The 24,232-nt window shown below is 63.5% G+C and carries 24 protein-coding genes, 1 tRNA gene and 1 riboswitch; of the genes, 15 read left to right on the forward strand and 10 right to left on the reverse strand.

Annotation, left to right across the window (positions count from 1 at the left end):
• The first annotated feature begins 96 nt into the window (after positions 1 to 96).
• The 3 genes from JAB6_RS00340 (at position 97) to JAB6_RS00350 (ending at position 3,134) form a co-directional block, all read left to right on the forward strand.
• Complete coding sequence (locus JAB6_RS00340; protein WP_034759577.1) at positions 97 to 411, forward strand: helix-turn-helix transcriptional regulator; 315 nt, start codon at positions 97 to 99, stop codon at positions 409 to 411.
• Between the two features lie 77 nt (positions 412 to 488).
• Positions 489 to 1,877 (forward strand): hypothetical protein, encoded by a 1,389-nt coding sequence (locus JAB6_RS00345; protein WP_139143229.1) that lies wholly within the window; start codon positions 489 to 491, stop codon positions 1,875 to 1,877.
• Between the two features lie 129 nt (positions 1,878 to 2,006).
• Positions 2,007 to 3,134 (forward strand): acyltransferase, encoded by a 1,128-nt coding sequence (locus tag JAB6_RS00350; RefSeq protein WP_070300898.1) that lies wholly within the window; start codon positions 2,007 to 2,009, stop codon positions 3,132 to 3,134.
• A 25-nt stretch (positions 3,135 to 3,159) separates the two neighbouring features.
• Here the strand turns inward: JAB6_RS00350 and JAB6_RS00355 are convergent, their stop codons facing one another.
• The 9 genes from JAB6_RS00355 to ybgC form a co-directional block, all read right to left on the reverse strand.
• Positions 3,160 to 3,363, reverse strand: a complete 204-nt coding sequence (locus JAB6_RS00355) for a hypothetical protein (protein WP_070300899.1) — start codon at positions 3,361 to 3,363, stop codon at positions 3,160 to 3,162.
• A 143-nt stretch (positions 3,364 to 3,506) separates the two neighbouring features.
• Positions 3,507 to 3,582, reverse strand: a tRNA-Lys gene (locus JAB6_RS00360).
• A 67-nt stretch (positions 3,583 to 3,649) separates the two neighbouring features.
• Positions 3,650 to 4,408 carry a tol-pal system protein YbgF gene (ybgF, locus tag JAB6_RS00365; protein ID WP_034759191.1) on the reverse strand — a complete coding sequence of 253 codons (759 nt, stop codon included), beginning with the start codon at positions 4,406 to 4,408 and terminating at the stop codon, positions 3,650 to 3,652.
• Positions 4,409 to 4,542: 134 nt separating this feature from the next.
• Complete coding sequence (pal, locus tag JAB6_RS00370) at positions 4,543 to 5,064, reverse strand: peptidoglycan-associated lipoprotein Pal (RefSeq protein WP_034759187.1); 522 nt, start codon at positions 5,062 to 5,064, stop codon at positions 4,543 to 4,545.
• Positions 5,065 to 5,107: 43 nt separating this feature from the next.
• Complete coding sequence (tolB, locus tag JAB6_RS00375) at positions 5,108 to 6,385, reverse strand: Tol-Pal system beta propeller repeat protein TolB (protein ID WP_083292441.1); 1,278 nt, start codon at positions 6,383 to 6,385, stop codon at positions 5,108 to 5,110.
• Positions 6,382 to 7,401, reverse strand: coding sequence for a cell envelope integrity protein TolA (tolA, locus tag JAB6_RS00380; RefSeq protein ID WP_083292442.1), 1,020 nt, complete (start codon positions 7,399 to 7,401; stop codon positions 6,382 to 6,384). The genes tolB and tolA overlap by 4 nt, the downstream gene beginning before the upstream one ends.
• 48 nt (positions 7,402 to 7,449) lie before the next feature.
• Positions 7,450 to 7,890 carry an ExbD/TolR family protein gene (locus tag JAB6_RS00385; RefSeq protein WP_223278896.1) on the reverse strand — a complete coding sequence of 147 codons (441 nt, stop codon included), beginning with the start codon at positions 7,888 to 7,890 and terminating at the stop codon, positions 7,450 to 7,452.
• 15 nt (positions 7,891 to 7,905) lie between these two features.
• Positions 7,906 to 8,595, reverse strand: coding sequence for a protein TolQ (gene tolQ / locus JAB6_RS00390; RefSeq protein ID WP_034759183.1), 690 nt, complete (start codon positions 8,593 to 8,595; stop codon positions 7,906 to 7,908).
• A gap of 47 nt (positions 8,596 to 8,642) precedes the next feature.
• Positions 8,643 to 9,044: a tol-pal system-associated acyl-CoA thioesterase gene (ybgC, locus tag JAB6_RS00395; protein ID WP_070300900.1), complete on the reverse strand. Its 402-nt coding sequence runs from the start codon at positions 9,042 to 9,044 to the stop codon at positions 8,643 to 8,645.
• Positions 9,045 to 9,327: 283 nt separating this feature from the next.
• Positions 9,328 to 9,452, forward strand: a riboswitch (ZMP/ZTP riboswitch).
• A gap of 111 nt (positions 9,453 to 9,563) precedes the next feature.
• On the opposite strand from ybgC, the gene glyA reads away from it, so the two are divergent.
• The 11 genes from glyA to JAB6_RS00450 all read left to right on the forward strand — a co-directional run bounded on the left by glyA (position 9,564) and on the right by JAB6_RS00450 (position 22,166).
• The gene (gene glyA, locus JAB6_RS00400; protein ID WP_034759173.1) at positions 9,564 to 10,811 is read left to right on the forward strand and encodes a serine hydroxymethyltransferase; all 1,248 of its coding nucleotides are present in this window, start codon (positions 9,564 to 9,566) and stop codon (positions 10,809 to 10,811) included.
• Positions 10,812 to 10,954: 143 nt separating this feature from the next.
• Positions 10,955 to 11,416 (forward strand): transcriptional regulator NrdR, encoded by a 462-nt coding sequence (gene nrdR / locus JAB6_RS00405; RefSeq protein ID WP_034759169.1) that lies wholly within the window; start codon positions 10,955 to 10,957, stop codon positions 11,414 to 11,416.
• Positions 11,417 to 11,636: 220 nt separating this feature from the next.
• On the forward strand, positions 11,637 to 12,227 hold the full coding sequence (gene pilV / locus JAB6_RS00410) for a type IV pilus modification protein PilV (RefSeq protein WP_070300901.1): 591 nt from the start codon (positions 11,637 to 11,639) through the stop codon (positions 12,225 to 12,227).
• The gene (locus JAB6_RS00415) at positions 12,224 to 13,192 is read left to right on the forward strand and encodes a PilW family protein (protein WP_070300904.1); all 969 of its coding nucleotides are present in this window, start codon (positions 12,224 to 12,226) and stop codon (positions 13,190 to 13,192) included. The genes pilV and JAB6_RS00415 overlap by 4 nt, the downstream gene beginning before the upstream one ends.
• An 84-nt stretch (positions 13,193 to 13,276) precedes the next feature.
• Positions 13,277 to 13,861 carry a PilX N-terminal domain-containing pilus assembly protein gene (locus JAB6_RS00420; protein WP_070300906.1) on the forward strand — a complete coding sequence of 195 codons (585 nt, stop codon included), beginning with the start codon at positions 13,277 to 13,279 and terminating at the stop codon, positions 13,859 to 13,861.
• On the forward strand, positions 13,858 to 17,715 hold the full coding sequence (locus JAB6_RS00425) for a pilus assembly protein (RefSeq protein ID WP_083292444.1): 3,858 nt from the start codon (positions 13,858 to 13,860) through the stop codon (positions 17,713 to 17,715). The genes JAB6_RS00420 and JAB6_RS00425 overlap by 4 nt, the downstream gene beginning before the upstream one ends.
• 59 nt (positions 17,716 to 17,774) lie before the next feature.
• Positions 17,775 to 18,275, forward strand: a complete 501-nt coding sequence (locus JAB6_RS00430) for a type IV pilin protein (RefSeq protein WP_070300937.1) — start codon at positions 17,775 to 17,777, stop codon at positions 18,273 to 18,275.
• A 54-nt stretch (positions 18,276 to 18,329) separates the two neighbouring features.
• Positions 18,330 to 18,860: a GspH/FimT family protein gene (locus JAB6_RS00435; RefSeq protein ID WP_070300910.1), complete on the forward strand. Its 531-nt coding sequence runs from the start codon at positions 18,330 to 18,332 to the stop codon at positions 18,858 to 18,860.
• Between the two features lie 39 nt (positions 18,861 to 18,899).
• Positions 18,900 to 20,000: a bifunctional diaminohydroxyphosphoribosylaminopyrimidine deaminase/5-amino-6-(5-phosphoribosylamino)uracil reductase RibD gene (gene ribD, locus JAB6_RS00440; protein WP_070300912.1), complete on the forward strand. Its 1,101-nt coding sequence runs from the start codon at positions 18,900 to 18,902 to the stop codon at positions 19,998 to 20,000.
• 27 nt (positions 20,001 to 20,027) lie between these two features.
• A complete protein-coding gene (locus JAB6_RS00445; protein ID WP_034759141.1) occupies positions 20,028 to 20,663 on the forward strand; it encodes a riboflavin synthase in 636 nt (211 codons plus the stop codon).
• 99 nt (positions 20,664 to 20,762) lie between these two features.
• Positions 20,763 to 22,166, forward strand: coding sequence for a hypothetical protein (locus tag JAB6_RS00450; protein ID WP_070300914.1), 1,404 nt, complete (start codon positions 20,763 to 20,765; stop codon positions 22,164 to 22,166).
• On the opposite strand, the gene JAB6_RS00455 is transcribed toward JAB6_RS00450, so the two are convergent.
• The gene (locus tag JAB6_RS00455) at positions 22,163 to 22,588 is read right to left on the reverse strand and encodes an OsmC family protein (protein WP_034759136.1); all 426 of its coding nucleotides are present in this window, start codon (positions 22,586 to 22,588) and stop codon (positions 22,163 to 22,165) included. The two genes, JAB6_RS00450 and JAB6_RS00455, sit on opposite strands and share 4 nt — an antisense overlap.
• A gap of 444 nt (positions 22,589 to 23,032) precedes the next feature.
• Here JAB6_RS00455 and ribBA point away from each other — a divergent pair, with 444 nt between their 5' ends.
• Positions 23,033 to 24,154 (forward strand): bifunctional 3,4-dihydroxy-2-butanone-4-phosphate synthase/GTP cyclohydrolase II, encoded by a 1,122-nt coding sequence (gene ribBA / locus JAB6_RS00460; protein ID WP_034759133.1) that lies wholly within the window; start codon positions 23,033 to 23,035, stop codon positions 24,152 to 24,154.
• Positions 24,155 to 24,232 lie beyond the last annotated feature (78 nt).

Consider the following 24,232-nt stretch of genomic DNA (forward strand, 5'->3'; position numbering starts at 1 on the left):
GTGTTTGTTGGTGGAAATGTGGGTGAATGCTGATTCGGTAGTTCGTAAATATTCGAAGAATGGAATTAGTATAGCGCATGCTGTATGATTCTGCACATGCGTCCACACAAACATCCTCCCGCCAGCGAATTCGTCCTCGAAAGAGTGCTGTACGCCTTGAGCGATTCCATTCGCCTCGACATCGTGCGCCACCTGGCCAGAGTCGACGCGGCCGCTTGCGGCGATCTGGACGGCGGGCGGCCGAAATCGACCGTCTCCCACCATTTCAAGGTCTTGCGCGAAGCGGGCCTCGTCTACACGGAAAACGCGGGCACGACGCACATGAACACCCTGCGCCGCGCCGATATCGAGAGCCGTTTTCCCGGCTTGCTCGACGCCATCCTGGCGCAGCCGCAAGCGAATCAGCCCTGAATCTGTCGTAGAATGCCTGCAAGATTGCCGAATTTGCAGCACTGGAGTGCAGTCTCAAGCTGAAAGGTTGATCACGCATGAGAATTCCTGCACGGTATCGCTGGTGCTGCGCCACCGCTTTCGTACTGCTCACTGGCTGCTGGCCTTACACGGAGCCGGCCACGGGCGAATATGCTGCTGTGCTGCGCCGTGGCGAAAAGGTGACCAAGGCCGACACGTACGGGCGGTTTGCCGCCTTGTCGGTCGAGTACCGCCAGGGTGGCGGTTCCCTGATGTCCACGCACAACAATTCCATGCGGCTGATCCATAGCGATAAAGTTGTCGTCAAGACCACTGATGGCATCGAACGCTGGACCGACTTCGCCCAGCCCGTCTATTTCGTCAGATTGCCTGACGATGACAGCGTGCTGGCGCTGGTCCACGAGCATGCGGGCAAGGCCGTGGTCGAGAAGATCGCGGCGTCGAAAGACGGCTACCGTGGCACCGAGACGTACACGCATGGCTTTCCCCTCTCTCCCGGCGTGCGCTATTTTCCCGGCGACCAGCGCCCCGGTTTTCTGTTACGTGGCTTGCCCCTGAAAACCACTGTACTGCCCAGTCCGCCAGAAAACGATGGCGACTTGCACGCCCAAGTCTTGGCGGCCATCTCGCCCGATGGAAGGTCGTTTGCATATGTCGATAGCGAATATGCGCCGTCCGTGGTGCTGGTCGTCGATGCGGACGGCAAGCGGCGAGACCCGATCCCGCTGCCGAGAATTTACCTGGCCGATACGCCTACCTACCAATTCCAGCCATACGAGCGGCTATGGGCCTGGTCGCGCACGGCGCTGGCATGGCACAAGAACGGCGCGGGCAGCTGGGAAGTGCGGCCGGACGGCACCGCGCCCGAGGCTGCCGGCGCGCGTAATGCGGTCGAGCAATTGTTTATCAGCGATCAGACGGGCTACCGAACCTGTTTTGCCGCCGACAATGCCGCCTGCCTGTCCGGCTGGCGCGGGGCGAACGCCGCCGAGCAGCGCAAGACTTTTGTATGGGACGGCAACACGCCGCCGTTTGCCTATGTGCCGGTAGCCACCACGGCCGCTTTTGGCGCCAGGGTCGGCTTGCTGTTGTTGTCCGGGAGATGCTGCCGTGTGCCGTCTTACCATTTGTATCTCGATGGTGCGCCGGCGGCGGTGGCCGCGCAATTGTCCGCGCGCTTGCGCGACAGCAAGACGCCGTTCGTGCGCATCGATGAGTGCCCCCGCCGTGTCGGCTATGACGGCAAGTGCGAGGCGCAGCTGGCCCGGCAGATCGGGCGGGTGGAGTCGCTGGGACGCGAACTGGAGCAACTGGTTGATGCCTGGGAAGAGCACGATGGCGTGCTGTTCGTCATGCCGTCCATGGCGGTCGCCGTGCGCGCGAACGAGCAGGGCGGCAGCGTGATCCAGACCCTGTTGCGTGCCGATTTTTCGCGCAAGGATTGATATCGGTCGTCTGCCGCGCGTCACCGAAATGCCAGGCTCGGCTATGATGTCGGCCTTTCGGTAAATCCTCGGCCGCGCGCCCGTTGCGCGCATGGCTGGCGAGACTACCTGGCACGGCAAGGATAGGGAATGACAGCAGCAGTGGTATCACAGGCGGACCTGGCACATCGTCCGCAGTTTGGCTGGATCAATGGTTTGAAGGCAGGCGCGGCGCAGTTGATCGTGTTGCACCATCTGGCGTTTTACGGGCCCATGTCCGATTACGTGCAGCCGCTGTGGCCCGAGCTGCTGGACTGGCTCGGTGGCAGCGCGCGCATCGCCGTGCAAGTGTTCCTCGTCATCGGCGGCTTTCTCGTCGCCAAATCGCTCTCGCCCGCAGGCCGCCCCGGCATTGCTAGCCCTTTACAAGCGGTCTGGCGCCGCTATGCCAAGCTGGCGCCGCCTTTCCTGGCTGCCACCTTGCTCGCGGCCATCATCACGCCTGTGGCCGGCATCTGGATGCGGCACGACTCCATGTCGGCCGCCGTCACCCTGGGCCAGCTGAGTGCCCATGCCTTGTTGCTGCACGGCGTGCTGGGCTATGAGTCGCTGTCGGCCGGCGCTTGGTACGTGGCCATCGATTTTCAGCTGTACCTGCTGACCGTATCGCTGTTGTGGCTGAGCGGCCGCGTGGCGGGACAGCGGCGCCGGCACTGGCTGATGCCGCTGGCCGTCACCGTCGGTATCACCTTTTCCCTGCTGTATTTCAATCTCGACGCGGACTGGGATAACTGGGCGCCGTATTTCTTCGGCAGCTATGGTCTCGGCATGCTGGCCTGGTGGGCCAGCGATCCGGCCCGTAAACCCGGCGCCATGACCGCGCTCATGGCCATGGCCGCCGTGCCCGTCCTGCTGGCCCTGGCCGTCGACTACCGCAGCCGCATCGCCTTGGCCCTGATCGTCGCCTGCGCCCTGTTCCTGTTCGGCCGCGCCCGCACGCCTGCACAGGGCGGCGCCTGGAACATCATCAACGCGCTGGGCCGCATCTCGTATGCTGTCTTCCTCGTGCACTTTCCCGTCAGTCTGCTGGTGAATGCCTTGTTTATCGCCTACGTGCCACTCGAGCCGGAGTGGCAGGCGCTGGGCATGCTGACGGCGTGGGGCGCCAGCCTGGCGGCCGGTGCGGCGTTTTATCGCTGGGTGGAGGTGCCGCTGGGGCGGGTGATGGGGAGCGTGGTGGCGCATCTGGCCGGGAGGCAGGCGCTGGTGTCGCGTTAGAAACTCGGGGCGGCCTTCTTGAGCTTCAACCTTCCATTGAATCGGCAGCATGGCCGTCAGTCTGTGGCGTGACGATTTTCCTCAGTTGCGCCATGACTGTCTCGTGCGAGGCGGTAGCGCGGTCATCATTGAGCGACGCCAGCACCTTTGCGCGAAACCATTGTTCATAGGTTTCGGCTGCTTCCGTTGTAGCAAATTCAGACATGGTCGAGGATGGTGTGGCGTTCATGATTGTCTGATTATACGACAGTCCGATAAAGCTGTATCGCAGGTGGCAAGGCGTTTGATTTGTGTCAGCGATGGCATCGCGTGCAAGTGATGCTGCTGAAAACAAAAAAGCCAACCGCGAACGGTTGGCTTCTCTGAAGTATTTGGTAGGCCGTGCGGGATTCGAACCTGCGACCAACGGATTAAAAGTCCGCTGCTCTACCAGCTGAGCTAACGACCCGAAGAAGAAAGATTATAGGGGGTGCCCGGGATTCTGTCAAACCTAATGGGCAACTTTTTCCCCGCTTTTACTTTTTGCCGCCCCGTTCCTTGGCAGCCTGGGCCGCGCTGGAGTCCGGGTAGCGCGAGATCAGGGCGTTCAGGGTCTTGGTCGCGTTGGCCTTGTCTTTCAGCTCCGTGTAGCAGCTGGCGATGTTGAGCATGGCGTCGGGCGCCTTCGGGCTGTCCGGGTAGTTCTTCAGCACTGCCTGCTGGGCCGTGATGGCGCTCTTGCAGTCGCGCTGGGCGTAATAGGCGTTGCCCAGCCAGTATTGCGCGTTGGCCGCGTAGGCCGATTCGGGATAGCGTTTCACGAAGCCGTCCAGGGCCGTGACGGCGCCCTTGTAGTCGCCCGACTTGAACAGGCCGAACGCGGATTCGTACGCGCTTTGCTCGGATACGCCCACGGCCGCTTCCTGGCCGTCGATGGTGACCTGGCGCGGCTCAAGCTTGCGCAGGCGCGCGTCGATGTCGGTGTAGAAATCCTTCTGGCGCTTTTGCACATTCGCCAGGTCGTTGCCCAGCACTTCGATCTGGCCGCGCAGGCGGGCGATCTCTTGCATGGTCTGGTCGTGCTGGTTGATCAGGCTCAGGGTGCTGGTCTTGTCCGCCTTGGTGTCGACGCGGCTGTTCAGGTCGCGCGCCATGGCGTCGACCTTGGCGCGCAGCTCGAGGATGGCCTTGCGCGCTTCGTCGTCATCGAACAGGGCGGCGTTGGCGTGCAGGGGCAGGTAGGCAAACGCGGCCATCAAGGCGGCGGCGACGCCGGCTTTCGAGAATGTCATCATGGGTCGGGCTTTCTAAGGTTACGCAAACATGCAAACGGGGCGCCGGGCGGTGAATCACCGCGCTGCGCCCCATTATTATGCCTATGACTGGCCAGTTAGGTAAGCGCCAATGCTGCCGCGCTCACCTGTCAACATCAATAAACGATGTCAGCGCGGCGGTTTTCTGCCCATGCTGCTTCGTTGCTGCCTTGTGCTTTAGGCTTTTCTTTGCCCAGCGACACGGCTTCCATTTGGCCTTCTGGCACGCCCAGGGCTGCCATCGACTTGCGCACGGCTTCAGCACGTTTCTGGCCCAGGGCCAGATTGTACTCAGCGCCACCGCGTTCATCGGTGTTACCTTGGATCAGGATCTTGCGGCTAGGCGTTTTCACCAGGTAAGCAGCGTGGTTTTGCACGACTGGGGTGTCCGCTTCGCGCACGACGTATTTGTCGAAGTCGAAGTAGATGCTGCGGTTAGCCAGCACGCCTTTTGGATCGTCCAGTGGATCGACCGATGCGGTCGTCACTGGCTGAACTTGACGGGTGTCAACTGGAGCTGCGACTTTTTCAGGAGCGCGCTCAACCACTGGGGTTTCGGCTACTTTGACTGGGGTGCTGCAGGCGGACAGCAGAGCTGCGGTAGCGGCGATGAAAGCCAAACTTTTAAAGTTACTCATTTTTATTCTCCGGGTCATGGTTAAAGGTGAAACTGTACAGCATTTACTTCATAAAAGGACCCCAGGTGGGCTCCTTGATATTGCCAGCTTGCGTAGTCAAACGCTGTTTGACGCGGCCATCCACCGATACCACTGCCAGCGACTTGCGTCGTCCGGATTCGGTCGCGTACATGATATATTTCCCGTTGGGCGAAAAGCTCGGTGATTCGTCGTTGGCGGTGTCCGACAGGCGCAGTTCCTGGCCACTAGCCAGGTCGAGCGCGTAGAGCTGGAAATTGCCGTCGCGACGGGAAATATAAGCAAGTGTCTTCCCGTCGGACGAGATCCGCGGGCTGATGTTGTAGGAGCCGCCAAACGTCACGCGCTTGGCTTCGCCACCGCTGGCCGACATACGGTAGATTTGTGGTCCGCCGCTGCGATCGCTGGTGAAGTAAATGCTTTGGCCATCGGCCGAGAATTGAGGTTCCGTATCGATGCCGCTGCTGGTGCTGGTGCGGCGCAAGCCGCTGCCGTCGGCATTGACGGTGTAGATCTGGGTATGGCCGTCGCGCGACAGGGCCACGGCCAGGCGCGAGCCGTCCGGGCTCCAGCTCGGCGCGGAATTGCTGCCTTTTTCATTCGACACGATGGTGCGCTGGCGCGTCACCAGGTTTTGCACGTAGACGATGGGCTTTTTCTTTTCAAACGACACATACGCGACCTTGGTGCCGTCCGGCGACCAGGCAGGCGAAATGATCGGCTCGTTCGAGCGCAGCGCGACCTGGATGCCTTCGCCATCGGCGTCGGCCACTTCCAGCCGGTATTCGCGGCCCGATTGCGTGACGTAGGCGATGCGCGTGGCGAACGCGCCCTTGACGCCCGTCAGCTTTTCATAGATGTCGTCGGCGATCTTGTGCGCCAGCAAGCGGTTGAACTGCGGCGCGGCCGCATTGTTCATGCTGGAAATCTGTGCGCCCTTGATGGTGTCGAACAGCTTGTAGCGCACGTCCAGGCGGCCATCGGCCATGCTTTGCACGGTGCCGGCCGCCAGCGCATCGGCGCCGCGCGACTTCCACTGTTCGTAGCTGACGGGCGCCGTTTCCGATACGGGCGCATCGGCATCGATCAGCTTGAACACGCCGCTGCGCGCCAGGTCGGCCTTGATAATGCCCGACAGCGATTGCGGCGCCGCCGATTCATTGACGAAGCTGGCGACAGCCACCGGAATCTGGTTGCTGCCGATCCCCGTAATCTCCACGCGCAGCTGCGCCTGGGCGCTGGACGCTCCCAGCATCAGGCTGGCGCAGAGCACGACATAGCTCATTTTTTTCATGGTCATCATTTAGGCAAATCCTTCATCTCGAATATGAGTTCAATCTCGCGTTCCACGGTGCCGTCTTTTTTCTTCGGCAGTGGCGACGATTTATTAATGGCGTTTTCCACCGAGCTGTCATACGCCGGCAGGCCGCTACTTTTAATCTTTCGGACCGAAATAATTTCCCCAGTTGGCAGTTGCTCGATCTTGAACACGGCGCGCGGGTTGCCCGGCACGTCCGTGCTACCGCTGTACGCGATATTGCTCTTGATCTTGCTCGTCAGGGCAGCGACATAGCCGCTGTCCTTGCGTGGCGCGGTCGATTTCTCGGCCGTGCCCGTCGTGCCGGCGCCCGCGGCACCCGTGATGCGGCTCATTTCCGCAGCGCGTGCCTTGTCGGCGGCTTTTTTCTCTTCTGCCGCTTTTTTCGCCTTGGCAGCTTTTTCCGCCGCCGCTTTTTTATCGGACAGTTCCTTCTCGGCTTTTTCTTCCGCCGCTTTTTCTTTCTCTTTGACCTGCTTGGCTTTCTCCAGCTTGTCGGCCTTTTCTTTTTCCAGCTTTTCAGCCTTGTCTTTTTCTTTCTGCTTCTGTTTTTCCAGTTCGCGCTTTTCTTCCTCGCGTTCCTTCTGTTCCTGCTTGCGGCGCTCTTCCGCTGCCGCTTTCTCTTTTTCTTCCTTCAGCTTGGCCTTCTTGCGCTCAAGGGCGATCTCCGCCTCGCGCAGGTCGACCTTTGGCTCGGGCGCGGCCACCGGCGGCGGTGGCGGCGGGGCCGGCTGTTCCACTTCCGGTTCCGGCGGCGGGGCCGGTGTCGGCTCCGGTTCCGCCGCCACTTCGGGCGGCGGCGCGGCCGTCTGCACCTTCATGTCCCACACTTCCGCTTCGACGGCGACAGGTTCCGTATTTTGCCAGTGTACGCCCACCCACAGGAAAAACAGCAGCCCAAGGTGCATCGCCAGCGCCAGGCCCAGCGAGGGCCAGCGGCTGCGTTCGCGCGGCACGCTGTAGGGCTTGCCGAGTACATGGTCGATTTGTTTGTTCTGCAAAGTCTAGTCTATCTAAAAACGGTCAAGTCTGGAAACAGGATGCTGCGCTTACTTGGTGGCCAGGCCAACGCGGGTAATGCCCATCTTTTTCGCTTCCGAAATGAGCTGGATCACATCGTCGTACTTGCTTTCCTTGTCGCCCGCGATCATCACGGGATAGTCGGGATTGCTCTCGTGCAAACCGCGCAGCTTGCGCAGCAGGGCGTCGCGGTTCGGTTCCGTTTCCGGCGACAGCTGTTCCTTGCCGATGACGCCGATCGACAGTGAACCATTCGGTTTCAGCACGATCTGAATATAGTCATCGGGCGGTTTGGCCGACTTTTCCGCGTTGGGCAAGTTCACCACGCTGGGATTGTTCGACGACGGCATCACCATGAAGATGATCAGCAGCACCAGCATCACGTCGATGTACGGCACGACGTTGATTTCGGACTTGAACTTGCGGCCACGGCCGCCGCGCATGCCGCCGCTATTGAATGAGGAACCCATGGACGCTGCCCCCTCTTAGCGCGACTGGCGCTGCAAGATGTTGGAGAATTCCTCGACGAAGCTCTCGAAGCGGATCGCCAGGCGGTCGATGTCATGCGAAAAACGGTTGTAGGCGACGACGGCGGGAATCGCGGCGAACAGGCCGATGGCGGTGGCGATCAGCGCTTCGGCAATGCCGGGCGCGACGGCGGCCAGGGTGGCTTGCTGCACGTTGGCCAGGCCGCGGAAGGCGTTCATGATGCCCCAGACGGTACCGAGCAGGCCGATGTATGGCGAGACGGAACCGACGGAAGCGAGGAAGGCCAGGTGCGATTCGAGCACGTCCATTTCACGCTGGAAGGCGGCGCGCATGGCGCGGCGTGCGCCGTCGAGCACGGCGCCGACGTCCAGCGCTTCACGCGAACCGTAGGAAGCCTTGCCCTTGATGAATTCGCCCATGCCTGCGTCGAAGATGCGGGCCAGCGCGCCGCTCTGGTCGCGGTTGCCGCTGGCGTTCTGGTGCAGCGCATGCAGGTTGCCGCCGGCCCAGAAGCTGCGTTCGAATTCGATGGTTTGCTTGCGCGCCTGGCGCACGGCAAACATCTTGCGGAAAATGTAGGTCCAGCTGGTCAGGGAAATCAGCAGCAGCAGGGCCATGATCAGTTGCACGATCAAATGGGCATTGGAGATGAGCGCGAGGAAAGAAAGATCTTGTGTAACGTTCATTGGCTGGCAGTCTGTTGGGTGAATTGTCCGGGGGTGGCGGGTAGGGCTCAGGCGGCGCGCATGCGGGCCGCGACTGCATCAGGCACGGCGCGCGGACGCAGTGCCGAATCGACGCAGCCGATCTTGACGCGGGCCGTGTTGAGCAGGCGGTCGCCGCACCAGGCTTGTTGCAGGAAAACGATGGAGGCGCGCCCCATTTTTTCTATGTTTAAGGTTAATCTTACCGTGTCATCGAGCCTGGCTGGCGCATGATAGTCGGCGTTGACGCTTTTGACAACGAACATTGCGTCGTGTTGTTCCAGCAATTCCTGCTGGCCCACGTCGATGGCGCGCAGCCATTCGGTGCGCGCGCGCTCGAAGAATTTCAGGTAGTTAGCGTAATAGACGATGCCGCCGGCGTCGGTGTCTTCATAGTAGACACGTACGTTCCAGGTAAAGACTGAAGGCATGTTTATTGCGCCAGTAGTGAGATTGAGCAACATTTTACGCGATTTTTCTTCTTGTGACTGTGGGCGCTTGCTGGAAAGCCATGCAAAAGCTGCATATAAGTTGCACCGCAGCATTGTAAAACGGAGGGCTGCAATGGCAAGCCCCGTAACATACGCTTACATGCCTGAGCAAAGTTTACATCCAGCTTAAGACGATGGGCCGGCGCTGCCCGGGCGGCGATTATAGCCGCACGCTTGCATTCCTTGCTCAATTTGGGCACTTAACTTACAATTTGCATTCCATTACGTCTCACGTGACTGGCGAAAAGTCGGGCGATCTCCATGAGTGGCGATCGGCAATCCGGCGAAAGGTGGGCACCCACCGGGAAACGTGAGATTTTTCATCAGCCGTTCGCCTGGGTAGCCACTATGGAAAAGCACGAAGAGGCTGCCTGTCCAATGTTGTTATTCACTTAACGCCGGCTCCCCTCATTCGATCCAATCTGCCAGTACAAGCACCCTCATACTTGGAGTTTTTACATGTTTGCAAAAGATCACACCCTCGCCAACGTCGATCCTGAATTGTTCGCCGTCATTCAAAAAGAGAACACGCGCCAGCACGATCATATCGAACTGATCGCGTCGGAGAACTACACGTCGCCAGCCGTAATGGAAGCGCAAGGCTCGCAGCTGACGAATAAGTACGCCGAAGGCTATCCAGGCAAGCGCTACTACGGCGGCTGCGAATACGTCGACGTGGCCGAGCAACTGGCCATCGACCGTGTGAAACAGCTGTTCGGCGCCGAATGCGCGAACGTGCAGCCGAACTCCGGCTCGCAAGCGAACCAGGGCGTGTTCTTTGCCATGTTGAAACCAGGCGACCTGATCATGGGTATGTCGCTGGCCGAAGGCGGCCACCTGACCCACGGCATGCCGCTGAACATGTCCGGCAAATGGTTTGACGTCGTCTCCTACGGTTTGACGGCGGAAGAAGACATCGACTACGAGGCAATGGAGCGCCTGGCCCGCGAACGCAAGCCGAAATTGATCATCGCCGGCGCGTCCGCGTTCTCGAAAAAGATCGACTTCGAACGCTTCAGCAAGATCGCCAAGGAAGTTGGCGCCTACTTCATGGTCGACATGGCCCACTACGCGGGCCTGATCGCCGCCGGCCTGTACCCGAACCCGGTGCCGTTCGCCGACTTCGTCACCTCGACCACGCACAAATCGTTGCGCGGCCCGCGCGGCGGCATCATCCTGATGAAGGCCGAACACGAAAAAGCCATTAACTCGGCCATCTTCCCTGGTATCCAGGGCGGCCCGCTGATGCACGTGATCGCCGGCAAGGCCGTCGCTTTCAAGGAAGCGCTGAGCCCTGAATTCGTCGAGTACCAGAAACAAGTGATCAAGAACGCCGACGTGCTGGCGAAAACCCTGATCAAGCGCGGCCTGCGCATCGTTTCCGGCGGTACCGAATCGCACGTCATGCTGGTCGACCTGCGCGCCAAGAACCTGACGGGCAAGGAAGCCGAAGCCATCCTCGGTTCCGCGCACATCACCTGCAACAAGAACGGCATCCCGAACGACCCGCAAAAACCATTCGTCACTTCGGGCATCCGCCTGGGCAGCCCGGCGATGACGACGCGCGGTTTCAAGGAAGCGCAAGCGGAAGAAGTGGGCAACCTGATCGCCGACGTGCTGGACAATCCGCATGACGCCGCCACCATCGAGCGCGTGAAAGCGGCAGTGAAAGTCCTGGCCGACGCGCACCCTGTGTACGCCGCATAATAATTTGTCCAGAATGTGTCATACGGAGTAAGATTCTGTATGACACATTCCTTCGTGCCCAAGGGCGCCCGGAGTGATTCGGGCGCCCTTTGCACAAGGACGGCGATTTCCCGTAATTATTACTATAAAGTTGTAACCAGCCCATGAAATGTCCATTTTGCCAGCACGGCGACACCCAGGTTCTCGATACGCGCGTATCGGAGGAAGGGGATGCCATTCGGCGCCGCCGCCGCTGCGGCAAATGCGACAAGCGTTTTACCACGTACGAGCGCATTGAACTTATCATGCCGGCCGTCGTCAAAAAGAATGGCAGCCGGACGGAGTTCGCTGCGGATAAGCTGCGCGGCAGTTTGATGCTGGCCTTGCGCAAGCGTCCCGTTGCGGCCGCCTCCGTGGATACGGCCATCGCGTCCATCCAGGAAAAACTGCTGACCAGCGGCCTGCGCGAAGTCGATTCCGGCTATATCGGCGAACTCGTCATGCAGGAACTCAAGCGCCTCGACAAGATCGCCTACATCCGCTTCGCCTCCGTCTACAAGAATTTCGAAGACCTGGCCGAATTCCAGGATGCGATTGCCGAAGTGGGGCAGGCGCGCAAGCCCTGACCTCACCTTCTTGTTCACCTTCGTGAAGGCGGGGCTGCTTATGCGCCCCGTTTTCACCACGCCAAGGGTTGCCTGGCAAGCGGTCTGATCAATCCCAACGCTGTTCTTCTCGACTTATCGCCGTGCTGTTTGCGCCAGCGCAGACCCGGCTTTTTGCGCGCGCCTATCTTGTAGCTGGGCCGCCTGTTCCTGCGACTCTTGCTGCGGAAGGGAGTAGCGCATGCGCAATAGCGGTCGCACTATGTTTCCTGCGGGTGGCAGCAGCCTCGTCGAGGTGCTGGTGTCGCTGCTGCTGTTGGCGCTGGGTCTGCTGGGCGCCAGCATCCTGCAACTGAACTCGCTGCGCGCGCGCCATGAGTCGGCGCTGTTGTCGGCGGGCGTGCAACTGGCTGCCGGCATTGCCGAACGCATGCGCGCGAACAGCGTGCTCATGAATGGCCCCGATGCGGGCAATCCCTACCTGAACGTGGCCTACGCGGCGGCGGACGATGCTGAAGCTGGCGGCGGTGCGCCCGACTGCTTCGGCGTCACTGCCTGCAGCGCGGCCGAACTGGCGCAATTCGATATCGCCGAATGGAAGCAGCGGCTGCATGCGGCCTTGCCCGGCGCGCGCCTGCATATTTGCCGCGACACTTCCGCGTGGGATGCCGCCGCCCAAGGCTTGCAGTGGGCGTGCAGCGGCGGCAAGGGCGCGCCCATCGTTATCAAGCTGGGCTGGCGCGGCCGCCTGCCCGATGGCTCGCCCGCCATGAATGCGGCAGGCGAATCGTTGCCCAGGCTGGCATTCCAGCTGGGCGGAGGCGGCGCATGAACGAGGTCCTGTATCGGCATCGCGGCATGAGCCTCGTCGAATTGCTGGTGGCCCTGTCGCTGGGCGCGCTGCTGATGCTGGCGGCCAGTAGCGTGCTGCTGGCCGCCAGCGGCAGCTATGGCGACCAGTCCGCCAGCGCGCGCTTGGACGATAACGGCCGCTATGCGCTCGACACCATCGCCCGCGCCGTGCGCCAGACGGCGTACGTGAACTGGGACAGCAGCGCCGCGCCCGTCGCCCATGCCGATGACGACAGCGCCAATGTGGCCGGGCTCGACGCGCGCAGCCTGGGCAAGAACAGCGAGGGCATCAGCGGCGCGCTGCCCGGCGCCCTGCATGGCAGCGACGTGCTGGCCTTGCGCTATTACGGCGCCGGCAAGGAAGAAGGCGGCGACGGTTCCGTGCTCAATTGCGCGGGCTTCGGCGTGGGCGCCGCGCAAACGGAAACGCAGCGGGGCTGGAGCATTTTCTATGTGGCGCAAGGCGCCGATGGCGAGGGCGAGCTGCGCTGCAAATACCGTGGCGCGAACGGCTGGGGCGCGGACGCCATCATCCGTGGCGTCGACGGTTTCCAGGTGCTGTATGGCCTCGACACGGATACGCCGCCCGACGGCGTGGCGAACCGCTATGTCAACGCCAGCGCGCTCGAGGCCTACGATGCGGCATTGGTACTGGAGGGCGCGGATGCGGCCGCGCGCCAGCGCGATCTGCACCGCCGCACGCACTGGAAGCGCGTGGCCAGCGTGCGTGTGGCGCTGCTGCTGCATGGCGAGGCGGGCCAGGCGGACAAGATGGCGGAACTGGGGCCGGCGCAGTTCGACCTGTTCGGCAAGGTGTATGCCGAGGCGCACGCGGCCGGCGACACGGGCGTGCGCATTGCGCGCACATCCTTGCCCGCCGCGACGCGCTCGCGGCTGCGGCAGCTGGTGCAGACGAGCATCATGCTGCGCAACGGGCCGGCCTAGGCGGGCGGCGCGATGGCAGGCAGGGGCGTCCGCCGGTGCGAACCTTGGTGTCCATCTTGCGTACGCCACGGTGGCGCGACCCTCGTGTATGTGCTGTGCCTGCTGGTGATCATCTTGTTGCTGGGCATATCGGCAGCGCAGATGGCCTTGCAGGGCGAAAAGGCGGCACGCGGCGAGCGCGACCGGCAGATCGCGTTTCAGGCGGCGGAGGAGGCATTGGTGGATGCGCAGAACGATATCGAAGGTTTACCTGGTGCGCCGGGACGCAGCAGCCTCTTCGGGCCAGGCAGTGCGGCCGGGTTCGCGGACGGTTGCGGCGAGGCAGGCGCACTGGGCCTGTGTCTGCCCGCAACGCCGGACGCGCCGGCGCTCTGGCTAAGCATGGACCTCGATGGCGCCGACGCTGGCAGCCGCGCGGTTTCATACGGCCAGTTTACGGGCGCCGTCATGCAGACGGGGCAGGGTTTCCTGCCGTCGCGCCGGCCCCGCTACCTGATCGAATTGCTGCCGTTTCACCCGCCCGGCGCGCAGGCCACGGCAGCGGCCGGCGGTATGGCCACGGAAAGCTATGTGTACCGCATCACGGCCATCGGTTTTGGGGCGCAGGAAAGCACGCAAGTCGTGCTGCAAAGTTATTACCGCAAACAGGCGGCGGGAGCGGGGCCATGAGGGCTTTGATGTTTGCCTGGCTGCTGTTCGGCTGGATTTTCCTGGCTTGCGGCGCCGCCGTCGCGGGCGCTCCTCCCGTGGTGCTGGCGCGGGCCGACACGGGTTTGTACGGCGCCAGGGTGCCGCCGAATCTCCTGCTCAACCTGTCCCTCACGCACGCTGCCGCCGCTGCCGCGCATGGCGGCGACTATGCGCCGCAGCGCGAGTATGCAGGCTACTTCCATACGCGCATGTGCTACAGCTATCCGTACCGCAGCAAGGATGGCGTCATACTGCCGGACTTGCGCGTAGCGACCGCTTACTTCTCCGTGCTGAAACCGGCCGATGCCTTGCACGGCTGCGGCGGTGACAGTTTCAGCGGCAATTTTCTCAACTGGGCCGGCACCAGCATGCTCGACATCGTCCGCTATGCGCTGACGGGCGGCGACCGCGTCATCGACGAAGTGCGCAAGACGGTGCTGCAGCGCGCCTACCTGCCCGACGCGGACAGTCCCATCGACTTCTTTGCCCACCCCGTCTTTTTCCCGCGCAAGGTCCTGCAGACCGGCGTGGCGGCCGCGACACCGTTTGTGCTGGCGCAACTGGCCATCGTTTCCTGCCGCAACCGCCTGCTGTTCGGCGACGCCAGCTTGCCCTCGGGCGGCAGTTGCGACGCGCCCGGCGCTGCGGCCACGCACGGTGTGTTCCTCGCGCGCGTGCGCGTTTGCGATACCGATGAAGGGCCGCTGCGCGACGACTTGTGCCTTGCGTATGGCAAGAACTACAAGCCGGTGGGCGCCGTGCAGCGCCATGGCGGCAGGGTGCGCGTAGGCGTGTTCGGCCACTTGAACGGCCAGCCCGCCAGCGCCGGCCCCGTGTATGGCGGCGTGCTGCGCGCGCCACTGGCCCACGTGGGCAGGCAGCGCTGGGCGGCGCCCGATTTTATGCCGCAAGACAATGCCGACGCCGAGTGGAATCCCGCCAACGGCGTGTATGCGACTCAATCTACGTCTCAAGCTGCGGGCCCTGGCGGCGGGGTGACCGCTTACATCAATGGCCTGGGCCGCGGCAATGCCGGGCATCCCGGCGCGTACGCGAAGGCGGCGCCGCTGGCCGAATTGCTGTACGAATCGCTGCGCTACCTGCAGGGACGGCAGGCAAGCCCTGTCGTGCCGCCAGCCACGGCCCCGCCTGCCATCGACGATGGCTTGCCGGTCGTGACGCCCTGGAGCGACCCGCAAACGGCCAGTTGCCAGCGCCACATCGTCGTCAGTCTCGGCGATGCTGGCATGGCCGGTGACCGTTACGTGCCCGGCAATGTCCCTGTGGCTCCCGCATCGAATGGCGACCGCGCACGCGCTGCCGATGGCTTTGCGCCGCCGCCGTTCGATGCGATGGCCTGGACGCATGCGGTGGGCAGCTTGGAAAGCGGCGGCGCGCAGGGCAATCCCGCGCCGCGGCCCGACCTGGCGGCACTGGAATTGCTGGACGACGGGGCGGGCGGCGCCAGCTACCATTCGGCTGGCTTGGCTTACTGGTCGCATGTGCAGGCTTTGCGTCCCGGTGGCAAGAACGACGGCGTTGCCAAGATCGAGCACTACGCGGGCGACTTGCGCCAGGGCGACCCGACCGCCATGCCCCTTTCTACGCCCTTGCTGTTGGCAGCCAAATATGGCGGCTTTCTCGATGCGAACGGCGACGCCAACCCGTTCAAGAGCGCGACGGGCAACGCGCTGGACGAGTGGAGCCTGGACGGCCGCTGGCCCGCCCATTATTTGTCCGGCAGCGATCCGGCCGCCCTGATCGCGGGACTGCGCGCAGCCTTTGCGGCCGCCGACAAGGCTACCTTGCCGGCGACGCTCGCGGGGCCGTCCCTGATGGCGCTGGCCAGCGGTACGGAAGAGGCATACTGGTTCCAGACGCAGCTGCGCCTGGCCGATGGCGGCATGACTGTTTCACGCTCTGCGTTTGCCGTGGGCAGCGATGGCGCACTGCTCCCCGGTAAATCAGTGTGGCGCGCCGGCGGATTGGATAAGCCCGTGCCGGATGGACCGCCGCCGGCCTTGCGTCCCGTCTACACGCTCGACGCCAAGAGCACCTTGATGCCGTTGTCCTGGAAGGGGCTCGATAAGGAACAGCGCAGCGCATTCGACGGCGGCGATGGACGGGGGGAAGCGCGCCTGGCGTATCTGCTGGGACAGCGCACGCACGAGGTGGGCCAGCCGGGTGGCTTCCTGCGGCGCCGCTCAGGCAGCCTGGGTGCCGCGCCGCATGGCAATCTGCTGTACGTGGGCGCGCCCGGGTTGGGCATGCCGGGCGCCAGCTATGGCGTGCACCGCAAGGCGCTGCTGCAGCGGCGCAAAATGCTGTACCTGGGCGCCAACGATGGCTTGCTGCATGCGTTCGATGCGCGTACGGGCAGCGAAGTGTTTGCCTATCTGCCACAAGCGCTGCTGCGCGCTGCGTCAGCCGTTGCGAGCACTCACTACAGCCCTGGCCCGCTGCTCGACGGTGCGGCGGCCACGGCGGAAGTAATGGCGCTCGGACATTGGAAGACGGTGCTGGTGTCGGGTATGGGCGGCGGGGCGCAAGGCGTGTTTGCACTCGACATTACCGACCCGGCCCGCTTCGCGCAAGACGGGGCGCTGTGGGAGTTTACGGACCGCGACGACAGGCTGATGGGCAACGTGCGTGCGCCGCCCGCTTTCGCCCGCATCAACATGGGCGGCAAGGACGGTGCGCCGACCTACCGCGACTTTGCTGTCGTCGCCAGCGGCTATAACAACCATGTCAATGACGGCAAGGACACGACGGCGCCCGCGTCGGCCGCCGCCATCTTCCTGCTGGCGCTGGACAAGGCGCCCGGCACGCCATGGACGTTGGGAAGTAATTACTTCCGGCTCAAGGTGCCTGTGGCCAGCGGTGGCGGTGATGGTGGCCATGACAGCGAGGCGGATACGGGCGCCAATGCCGCCCCCCACGCGCTGGGCCCGCCCGCCGTGGTGCCGGGTGGCGACGGCGCGCTGGCTTTCCTGTATGCGGGCGATTTGCAGGGCAATATCTGGCGTTTCGACTTGACTGGCGGGCCGCCGTGGAAGGATGGGCAGGGGCGCAAGCTCGTCTTTGTCGCGCGCGATGCGCTGGGCCGGCGCCAGCCCGTGACGCAGCAGCTGAACGTGGCCTACGCGCCCGGTGGCGGCTATCTGCTGCTGTTCGGCACGGGCAAGCTGGTCGAGGCGGCCGATACCTGGCCCGCCGCCTTTCTGTCGCAGTCGTTTTACGCCGTGCACGATGATGTGCGCGAGTCGTCCCCAACGCGCAGCCGGTCCGACCTGGAACAGCGCAGCCTGGGCGAGACGGCGGGCGGCGTGCGCGTGGACGGCGCCGAACTGCGCTACACAGGCAGCGATGCCATGCGCGGCTGGTACCTCGATTTTCTCGATACCGCGCAAACGGGCGAACGCAGCATCAACAGTGCCGTGCTGACCGCTGGCAAGGTGCTGTTCAATACCGTCCTCCCCGGGCGCGATCCTTGCGCCACGCCAGTCACCCGCCTGTACGTGCTCGACGTGCTGAGCGGTTTTGCCGCCGATGGCGCCGGGGTCGTGCAGGCGGGCGCGCAGATGGGACGCTTGTACGATGGCCTGGCGCGTGCGCCGCCGCTGGCGCTGGAACTGAACAGCACGGTGGGTGCCGCGACGGCGGCAGGGCGGGCCGAGGGGCGCAAGGAACTGGCCGTGCTGCAACCGGGCTTGCCCGGCGCTGCCAGCGGGGCGGTGCTCAAGGTTGTCAGCGCGCCGCTGCCGGCCCGGCGCCTCAGTTGGCGCGAAGTGGCGAACTGGCGCGAATTGCACGAGGCGGCCAAGAAAAAATAGGCTCGGCAAGGCGGGTGCTGCGTATCGGCTGGCGCTTTTTTGGGAAGAAGGGAGGTCGCATGGGAGCGCTGGCAAGCCGGAACCGGGCCGCAGCAAACGGTGGCGCCCCGTCTGCCGCCTTGGGCTTCAGCCTGATCGAACTGCTGTCCGCGCTGGCGATCATGAGCCTGCTGCTGGCGCTGGCCGTGCCCGCTTATCACGGTCACGTCGTGCGTGCCAAGCGGGTGCAGGGGCAGGCGGCCCTGCTGCGGCTGATGCAACAGCAGGAGCGCTATTACTCGCAGAACAATCACTATCTGGCATTTTCCTCGGCGTCGCCGGCTTCGCAGGCGCAGCAATTCCCGTGGTGGTCGGGCGAAGAAGGTGCCGCCGGCAGCGCATATGAAATCGAAGCGCTGGCCTGTCCCGGCCTAGCGATCGGGCAATGCGTGCTGCTGCGTGCCATGCCGGGCACGTCCAAGGTTGATGCGCAGTTCCAGGATGCCGATTGCGGTGTCCTGTCCTTGAGCAGCACGGGCCAGCGCGGCAGCAGCGGCCCGGCCAGCCATTGCTGGCCCTAAGCCATGGCCACGCGCAAGCGGCCCCTGTGGCCTGTACGTACCCTAGGGCACACCATGCTCGAATTGCTGGCTGTGCTGGCGATTGCCGCGCTGCTGGCGGCCGCTGCCTTGCCCAGTTTGCAGCAGGTGCTGGCGCGCCAGCAAGTGCGCGCGGCGGCCACGGACCTGTTCTCGGCCATCGAATTGACGCGGGCACAGGCGATGGCGCGCGGGCAGCGCGTGCTGCTGATGCCGGCCGGGCCCAGTGGCACGGATTGGCGCACGGGCTGGCTGATCTTCATCGACCGCAATGCCAGCCTGGCGTTCGATGGCGATGACGAATTGCTGTTCCGCCAGGGACCGCTGCCGGAGGGCATCACGGCCCAGTTCGTGTTCTCGTCGGCCACGGCGCCGTTTTATATCGCCTACAATGGCGCAGGACGCAGTTGCAGCGCGACCAATAGCCTGGCGGCGCGCTGGGGTACCTTGTCCCTGGCTTTGGGAAAGCAGGTGCGCCATATTAAAATCAATATGCTGGGCAGGGTGCGCGTGTGCGACCCGCAGCAGCAGACGGTCAATTGCAGCGGCGTGGCCGACAGTTCGTAGCAAGACTGACCAATTACTCACCTTCAAGCAAAGTAGCCCGTGGAAATACTCAACGATATCGATGGCATGCGCCTGGCGCTGGAATGGGCGGCGCGCGGTCTGTACACGACCTCGCCCAATCCCCGCATCGGCTGCGTGATCGTCAGGGATGGTCAGGTGATCGGCGTTGGCGTGACGCAGGCGGCCGGCCAGGATCATGCCGAGGTGCAAGCGCTGGCCAATGCGGCGGCGCGCGGCAATGACGTGCGCGGCGCCACCGCCTATGTCACCCTGGAACCGTGCAACCACCATGGCCGCACGCCGCCATGCTCCGATGCGCTTGTGCGCGCGGGGCTGGGCCGCGTCGTGGCCGCCATGACGGATCCGAACCCGCTGGTGGCGGGGCAGGGGCTGGCCAAGCTGCAAGCGGCCGGCATCGCCGTCACCACGGATGTGCTGGCCGACGAAGCCTATGAAATGAATATCGGCTTCTTTTCGCGCATGCAGCGTGGCAAGCCGTGGGTGCGCATGAAAACGGCGGCCAGCCTGGACGGCATGACGGCCTTGCACAATGGGCAAAGCCAGTGGATCACGGGGCCGCTGGCGCGCGCCGACGGCCACGCGTGGCGCGCGCGCGCCTGCGCCATCCTGACGGGCATCGGCACGGTCAAGGCGGACGACCCGCAACTGAACGTGCGCGCCGTGGAGACGCCGCGCCAGCCGCGCCGCATCGTCGTCGACAGCCGGCTCGACATCAGCCTCGACGCGCGCATCTTGCAAGGTGGCGGCACGTGGATCGTGGCGGCCGTCGCCAATCCGGAAAAGGAGGCGCAGCTGCGCGCCCTGGGCGCGGAAGTCATCCTGTTGCCGAACGGGGACGGCAAGGTCGACCTGCCCGCGCTGATGCTGGAACTGGGGCGCCGGCAAATCAATGAAGTCCACGTCGAGGCCGGCGCCAAGCTGAATGGTTCGCTGATACGCGAAGGCTGCGTCGACGAGTTGCTGGTCTACCTGGCGCCCACCTTGCTGGGCGATGCGCAAGGCATGTTTGACTTGCCCGCATTGACAGATATCAAGCAGCAGCGCACTTTGCAATTTCACCAGGTTCAGCAAGTGGGCGAAGATGTGCGTATCCTTGCAAGGTTCGCCCAGCGCAATTAATACTTTTATACTTTATAGGGTTAGTTCATGTTTACAGGAATTGTTGCCGCCATCGGCAAGATTGAAACCGTGCAGCCACTCGACGGCGGCCTTGATGCAGGCGTGCGCCTGAACATCCACGCGGGCGGCTTGCCGCTGGCCGATGTGGCCCTGGGCGATTCGATCGCCATCAATGGCGCCTGCATGACGGTGGTGGAAAAATCGGACACGGGTTTCGCCGTCGATGTCTCGCGTGAAAGCCTCAATTGCACCGTGGGCCTCGATACCACCACGGAAGTGAACCTGGAAAAAGCCCTGACCCTGGCCGAGCGCCTGGGGGGGCACCTGGTCTCCGGCCACGTTGACGGCCTGGGCATCGTGCGCAAGTTCGAAGCCGTGGGCGAATCGTGGGAACTGGTGATCGAAGCGCCCCATGAGCTGGCGAAATACCTGGCCTTCAAGGGTTCCGTCGTCGTCAATGGCGTGTCCCTGACCGTCAACCGGGTGGAAGACCTGGGTGCGGGCGCCGTCAACGGCTGCCGTTTCTCGATCAACCTGATCCCGCACACGATTGCCATGACGACCCTGAAACACTTGATGGTCGATGGCAAGGTCAACCTGGAAATCGACCTGATCGCCCGCTATGTCGAGCGCATGTTGTCCTTGGACAAGGCTGCCGCTTAACACCACAGCTTGAAGCAGCACACCAGCGGCCTTGCCAAGCGTGTGTTGCTTTTCTTTCAGACGCGCATACTATGAAGCTTTCCGCAGTGGAGGCTAGCCATGGACCCGATTTCGCGCGCAACCGTGCCCAACACCATCCCGGCCACGCCCCGCGTGGGCGAGACTGCGCCGCTGGCGCCTGCGCTGCCCGTGCCGCCGTCCAGCGCGGCGGCGGCCCTTGCCATCCAGTCCTCGACCCAGGTCGACATCTCCCCGCTGGGCCAGTTCCTGTCCGGCGTGGCCTTGTCGCGCCGGCAACTGCTGGCCTTGCAGGGCGCCACGGAAGAGGCCAGGGCGGCAAATACCCCCGTGAATGTCAATGACGACTTGCTGGCCTTGGCGCGGCAGTTGACGGAATCGTTCGCCCAGCTGCAAACGAGCGGCATCGACGCCAGCCAGCTGGCGACGGCCGGCGACACGCCGGGCAGCCTGGCGCAGCGCTACGATTTGCTGTCGGGCGACGGCACGACGGATGCGTCCGCCGCGCTGGCGCAGGACGGCAGCTTGCTCACGCAAGCGCAGCTGGCCCGCATCGGCATCGACTTGCGCAATGAAGATGTCGATGCGCTAACGTTGCAAGCCGCTTATGTGGCCGACAGCAATGCCACCCTGGACGCCTTGCAACAGGGAACGGACGTGCTGGCGCAGGTGGGCGCCGTGCTGGCCCGGCAGCAGGGTGCGCCGCTGGCGACCAATGTCGAAGCGGATCTGACGGGCGAAACATCGTCATCCAGCGCCACGCAGGCGTCGCAAGCCACGCAGCCGCAGGCCGTCGACGTGGCGCCGCCGCAAACGGCTGCCATCGCAAAGCGGCAGCTGGAACTGCAGCAGCAACTGGAAGCGGAAGAGCTGAATCTGGACTTGCAGGAGTTGCGGCCGCCACCGGCGACAACCGGGCAGGACTTGCAGCAGGCGCAGAGGGCTGGCCAGCGGCGTTTTGATGCCAAAGATATCGACACGCAGCGCCTGGACGCCGAACGCCAGGCCCTGCGGCAGGAAGACGCGCGCCTGGACGCATTGCGCCAGGATCAATTGCAACAGACGCAGCGCGAAGAGCAGGCGCAGGCGGCAGCCGATGCGACGGAGCGCGCACGGCTGACCTCGGCACAGCTGGCCGACAGCGATGCCCAGCTGCGTGCGCAGGCAGAGGCCGCGCGCGCGCAGACCCAGGCGCGCGATACCCAGTTACAGGCGCAAGCAGGACTGCAGGCGACGGCCCAGGCCCAGCTGGCCCAGCAAAATGCCCAGGCGCAGCAGCAAGCCACGCAAGCAGCGGGCCAGGCCGTGCCCTTGCCCTCATCGCAAGACCCATCCGTGGCGGCGGCCATTGCCGCCTATAACCTGAACAATGCAGCCCTGAATCCCGGCTTGATGAATCGGCCATTGCCGGCCAGCGACTCGCGCCTGCCGCTGGTGGCGCCCGTCGCTGCCGTGGAACCTGTCAAGCCCGTGCCTAAAATCTAGGGCAGCAGGGTCGCGTCTAGGGTGATGTTGGCTTTCAGCAGCTTCGATACGGGGCAGCCGGCCTTAGCCTTGCCCGTCAATTCCTCGAATTTGGCCTGGTCGGCGCCCGGTATCTTCGCTTTGAGGATCAGGTGGACGGCCGTGATGGCGAAGCCGTCGTCGACCTTGTCGAGGGTCACTTCGGCCGTCGTCTCCATCTTTTCCGCCGTCAGGCCCGCTTCGCCGAGGATCAGCGACAGGGCCATGGTGAAGCAGCCCGCGTGGGCGGCGCCGATCAATTCCTCGGGATTTGTGCCCGGCTTGCCTTCGAAGCGGCTGGCAAAGCCGTAAGGATATTCCTGCAAGGCGCCGCTGCGCGTGCTGATGGCGCCCTTGCCATCCTTGATGCCGCCTGACCAGATGGCCGATCCGTTGGTTTTCATATTGCCGCTCCTGTGTGGGGGTATCGCTGCGAGGGGTATCAGCGCCGTGGCGGTGACAGGCTGATCTTATGCTCTTTGCAAGGCCGGCGGCGCGCGCTTTGCCGCCGCCGTGTGCGCTGGATCGGGAAAGCGGCGCTTTGTGGGGCAGGCAGGGAGGCGGCCTGCCTATTGGTGTTGCTGGACTGTCTTATTTCAGGTCTGCAAGCGCTAAATCCTTTAAAATAGCAGGTTATAAGAAAATTCCCGGAAATTCGCGGAATATTCTCGCTTGATGTTTCAGGTTTAGGTTCAGTTTTTAGTTACATTAACAACGCCTGGCAAAACCGTCGCGAGCGGAAGGGAGAGGTGGCCGAGAAGCGCAACCGTACGAAGGTACGGTGAGCATCGCAGGCCGCCTATACCGACGCGCAGCAGGTTTTGGCAGGCGTCATAAGAGGATGAACAATGTCTATATCCAGCACCGAAGAGATCGTCGCTGAATTGCGCGCCGGCCGCATGGTGATACTGGTCGATGAAGAAGACCGGGAAAATGAAGGCGATCTGGTGCTTGCCGCCGATTTCGTGACGCCTGAAGCCATCAATTTCATGATCACGCATGCGCGTGGCCTGGTCTGCCTGACCCTGACGGAAGAGCGTTGCGACGAGCTGAACCTGTCGATGATGACGTCGCGCAACGGCACCGCCTACGGTACCAACTTTACTGTTTCCATCGAAGCGGCGGAAGGCGTGACGACGGGCATTTCCGCCGCCGACCGCGCCAAGACCATCCAGGTGGCCGTGGCCAAGGGCACGCAGCCCAGCGATATCGTCCAGCCCGGCCATATCTTCCCGCTGAAAGCGCAAAAGGGCGGCGTGCTGATGCGCGCAGGCCATACGGAAGCCGGTTGCGACCTGACAGCCATGGCCGGCTTGACGCCTGCGTCCGTGATTTGCGAAATCATGAAGGACGACGGCACCATGGCGCGCCTGCCGGACTTGCTGGTGTTTGCCGAGCAACATGGCCTGAAAATCGGCACGATTGCCGACCTGATCCATTACCGCAGCCAGACCGAGTCCCTGGTCGAACGCGTTGCCGAGCGCACCCTGCATACGGCGCACGGCGAATTCCGTTTGATCGCCTTCCGCGACAAGCCCAGCGCGTCGGCCCATCTGGCCCTCGTGCATGGCGACCTGGCCCCCGGCCTGGAAGCGCTGGTGCGCGTGCACCAGCCCGTTTCCCTGCTGGACGTGCTGGAAAGCGAAGCGACCACCCACTCGTGGACGGTGGCCGCCTCGATGGCCGCCATCAAGCAGGCCGAGCGTGGCGTGATGGTCTTGCTGAACTGCGGCGAGACGTCGAGCGAGCTGTTTGCCCAGTTCGCCGCCCTGGATACGCCGCAAGCCAAGCCGAAAGGCCGCGCGGCCAGCATGGACTTGCGCAGCTATGGCATCGGCGCGCAAATCCTGCGCGACCTGGGCGTGAGCAAGATGCAATTGCTGGCCAGCCCCCGCAAGATGCCGTCGATGGTCGGTTTCGACCTGGAAGTGACCGGTTTTCAGTGCCATCCTGGCCAGACGCCTAACTAAATCTACTGCGCGTCGCGATTTGCGGCCTGCGATGCTCACTGTACCTTCGTACAGTTGCGCTTCTCGACCACAACTCGC

This window comes from Janthinobacterium sp. HH104 (assembly GCF_001758715.1).
GTDB classification, from domain to species: domain Bacteria; phylum Pseudomonadota; class Gammaproteobacteria; order Burkholderiales; family Burkholderiaceae_D; genus Janthinobacterium; species Janthinobacterium aestuarii.

Coding starts and splice junctions, on each gene's coding strand:
- JAB6_RS00340 (WP_034759577.1), top strand. CDS start 97: ATGCGTCCACACAAACATCCTCCCGCCAGCGAATTCGTCCTCGAAAGA.
- JAB6_RS00345 (WP_139143229.1), top strand. CDS start 489: ATGAGAATTCCTGCACGGTATCGCTGGTGCTGCGCCACCGCTTTCGTA.
- JAB6_RS00350 (WP_070300898.1), top strand. CDS start 2,007: ATGACAGCAGCAGTGGTATCACAGGCGGACCTGGCACATCGTCCGCAG.
- JAB6_RS00355 (WP_070300899.1), bottom strand. CDS start 3,363: ATGAACGCCACACCATCCTCGACCATGTCTGAATTTGCTACAACGGAA.
- ybgF (WP_034759191.1), bottom strand. CDS start 4,408: ATGATGACATTCTCGAAAGCCGGCGTCGCCGCCGCCTTGATGGCCGCG.
- pal (WP_034759187.1), bottom strand. CDS start 5,064: ATGAGTAACTTTAAAAGTTTGGCTTTCATCGCCGCTACCGCAGCTCTG.
- tolB (WP_083292441.1), bottom strand. CDS start 6,385: ATGATGACCATGAAAAAAATGAGCTATGTCGTGCTCTGCGCCAGCCTG.
- JAB6_RS00385 (WP_223278896.1), bottom strand. CDS start 7,890: ATGGGTTCCTCATTCAATAGCGGCGGCATGCGCGGCGGCCGTGGCCGC.
- tolQ (WP_034759183.1), bottom strand. CDS start 8,595: ATGAACGTTACACAAGATCTTTCTTTCCTCGCGCTCATCTCCAATGCC.
- ybgC (WP_070300900.1), bottom strand. CDS start 9,044: ATGCCTTCAGTCTTTACCTGGAACGTACGTGTCTACTATGAAGACACC.
- glyA (WP_034759173.1), top strand. CDS start 9,564: ATGTTTGCAAAAGATCACACCCTCGCCAACGTCGATCCTGAATTGTTC.
- nrdR (WP_034759169.1), top strand. CDS start 10,955: ATGAAATGTCCATTTTGCCAGCACGGCGACACCCAGGTTCTCGATACG.
- pilV (WP_070300901.1), top strand. CDS start 11,637: ATGCGCAATAGCGGTCGCACTATGTTTCCTGCGGGTGGCAGCAGCCTC.
- JAB6_RS00415 (WP_070300904.1), top strand. CDS start 12,224: ATGAACGAGGTCCTGTATCGGCATCGCGGCATGAGCCTCGTCGAATTG.
- JAB6_RS00425 (WP_083292444.1), top strand. CDS start 13,858: ATGAGGGCTTTGATGTTTGCCTGGCTGCTGTTCGGCTGGATTTTCCTG.
- JAB6_RS00430 (WP_070300937.1), top strand. CDS start 17,775: ATGGGAGCGCTGGCAAGCCGGAACCGGGCCGCAGCAAACGGTGGCGCC.
- JAB6_RS00435 (WP_070300910.1), top strand. CDS start 18,330: ATGCTCGAATTGCTGGCTGTGCTGGCGATTGCCGCGCTGCTGGCGGCC.
- JAB6_RS00445 (WP_034759141.1), top strand. CDS start 20,028: ATGTTTACAGGAATTGTTGCCGCCATCGGCAAGATTGAAACCGTGCAG.
- JAB6_RS00450 (WP_070300914.1), top strand. CDS start 20,763: ATGGACCCGATTTCGCGCGCAACCGTGCCCAACACCATCCCGGCCACG.
- JAB6_RS00455 (WP_034759136.1), bottom strand. CDS start 22,588: ATGAAAACCAACGGATCGGCCATCTGGTCAGGCGGCATCAAGGATGGC.
- ribBA (WP_034759133.1), top strand. CDS start 23,033: ATGTCTATATCCAGCACCGAAGAGATCGTCGCTGAATTGCGCGCCGGC.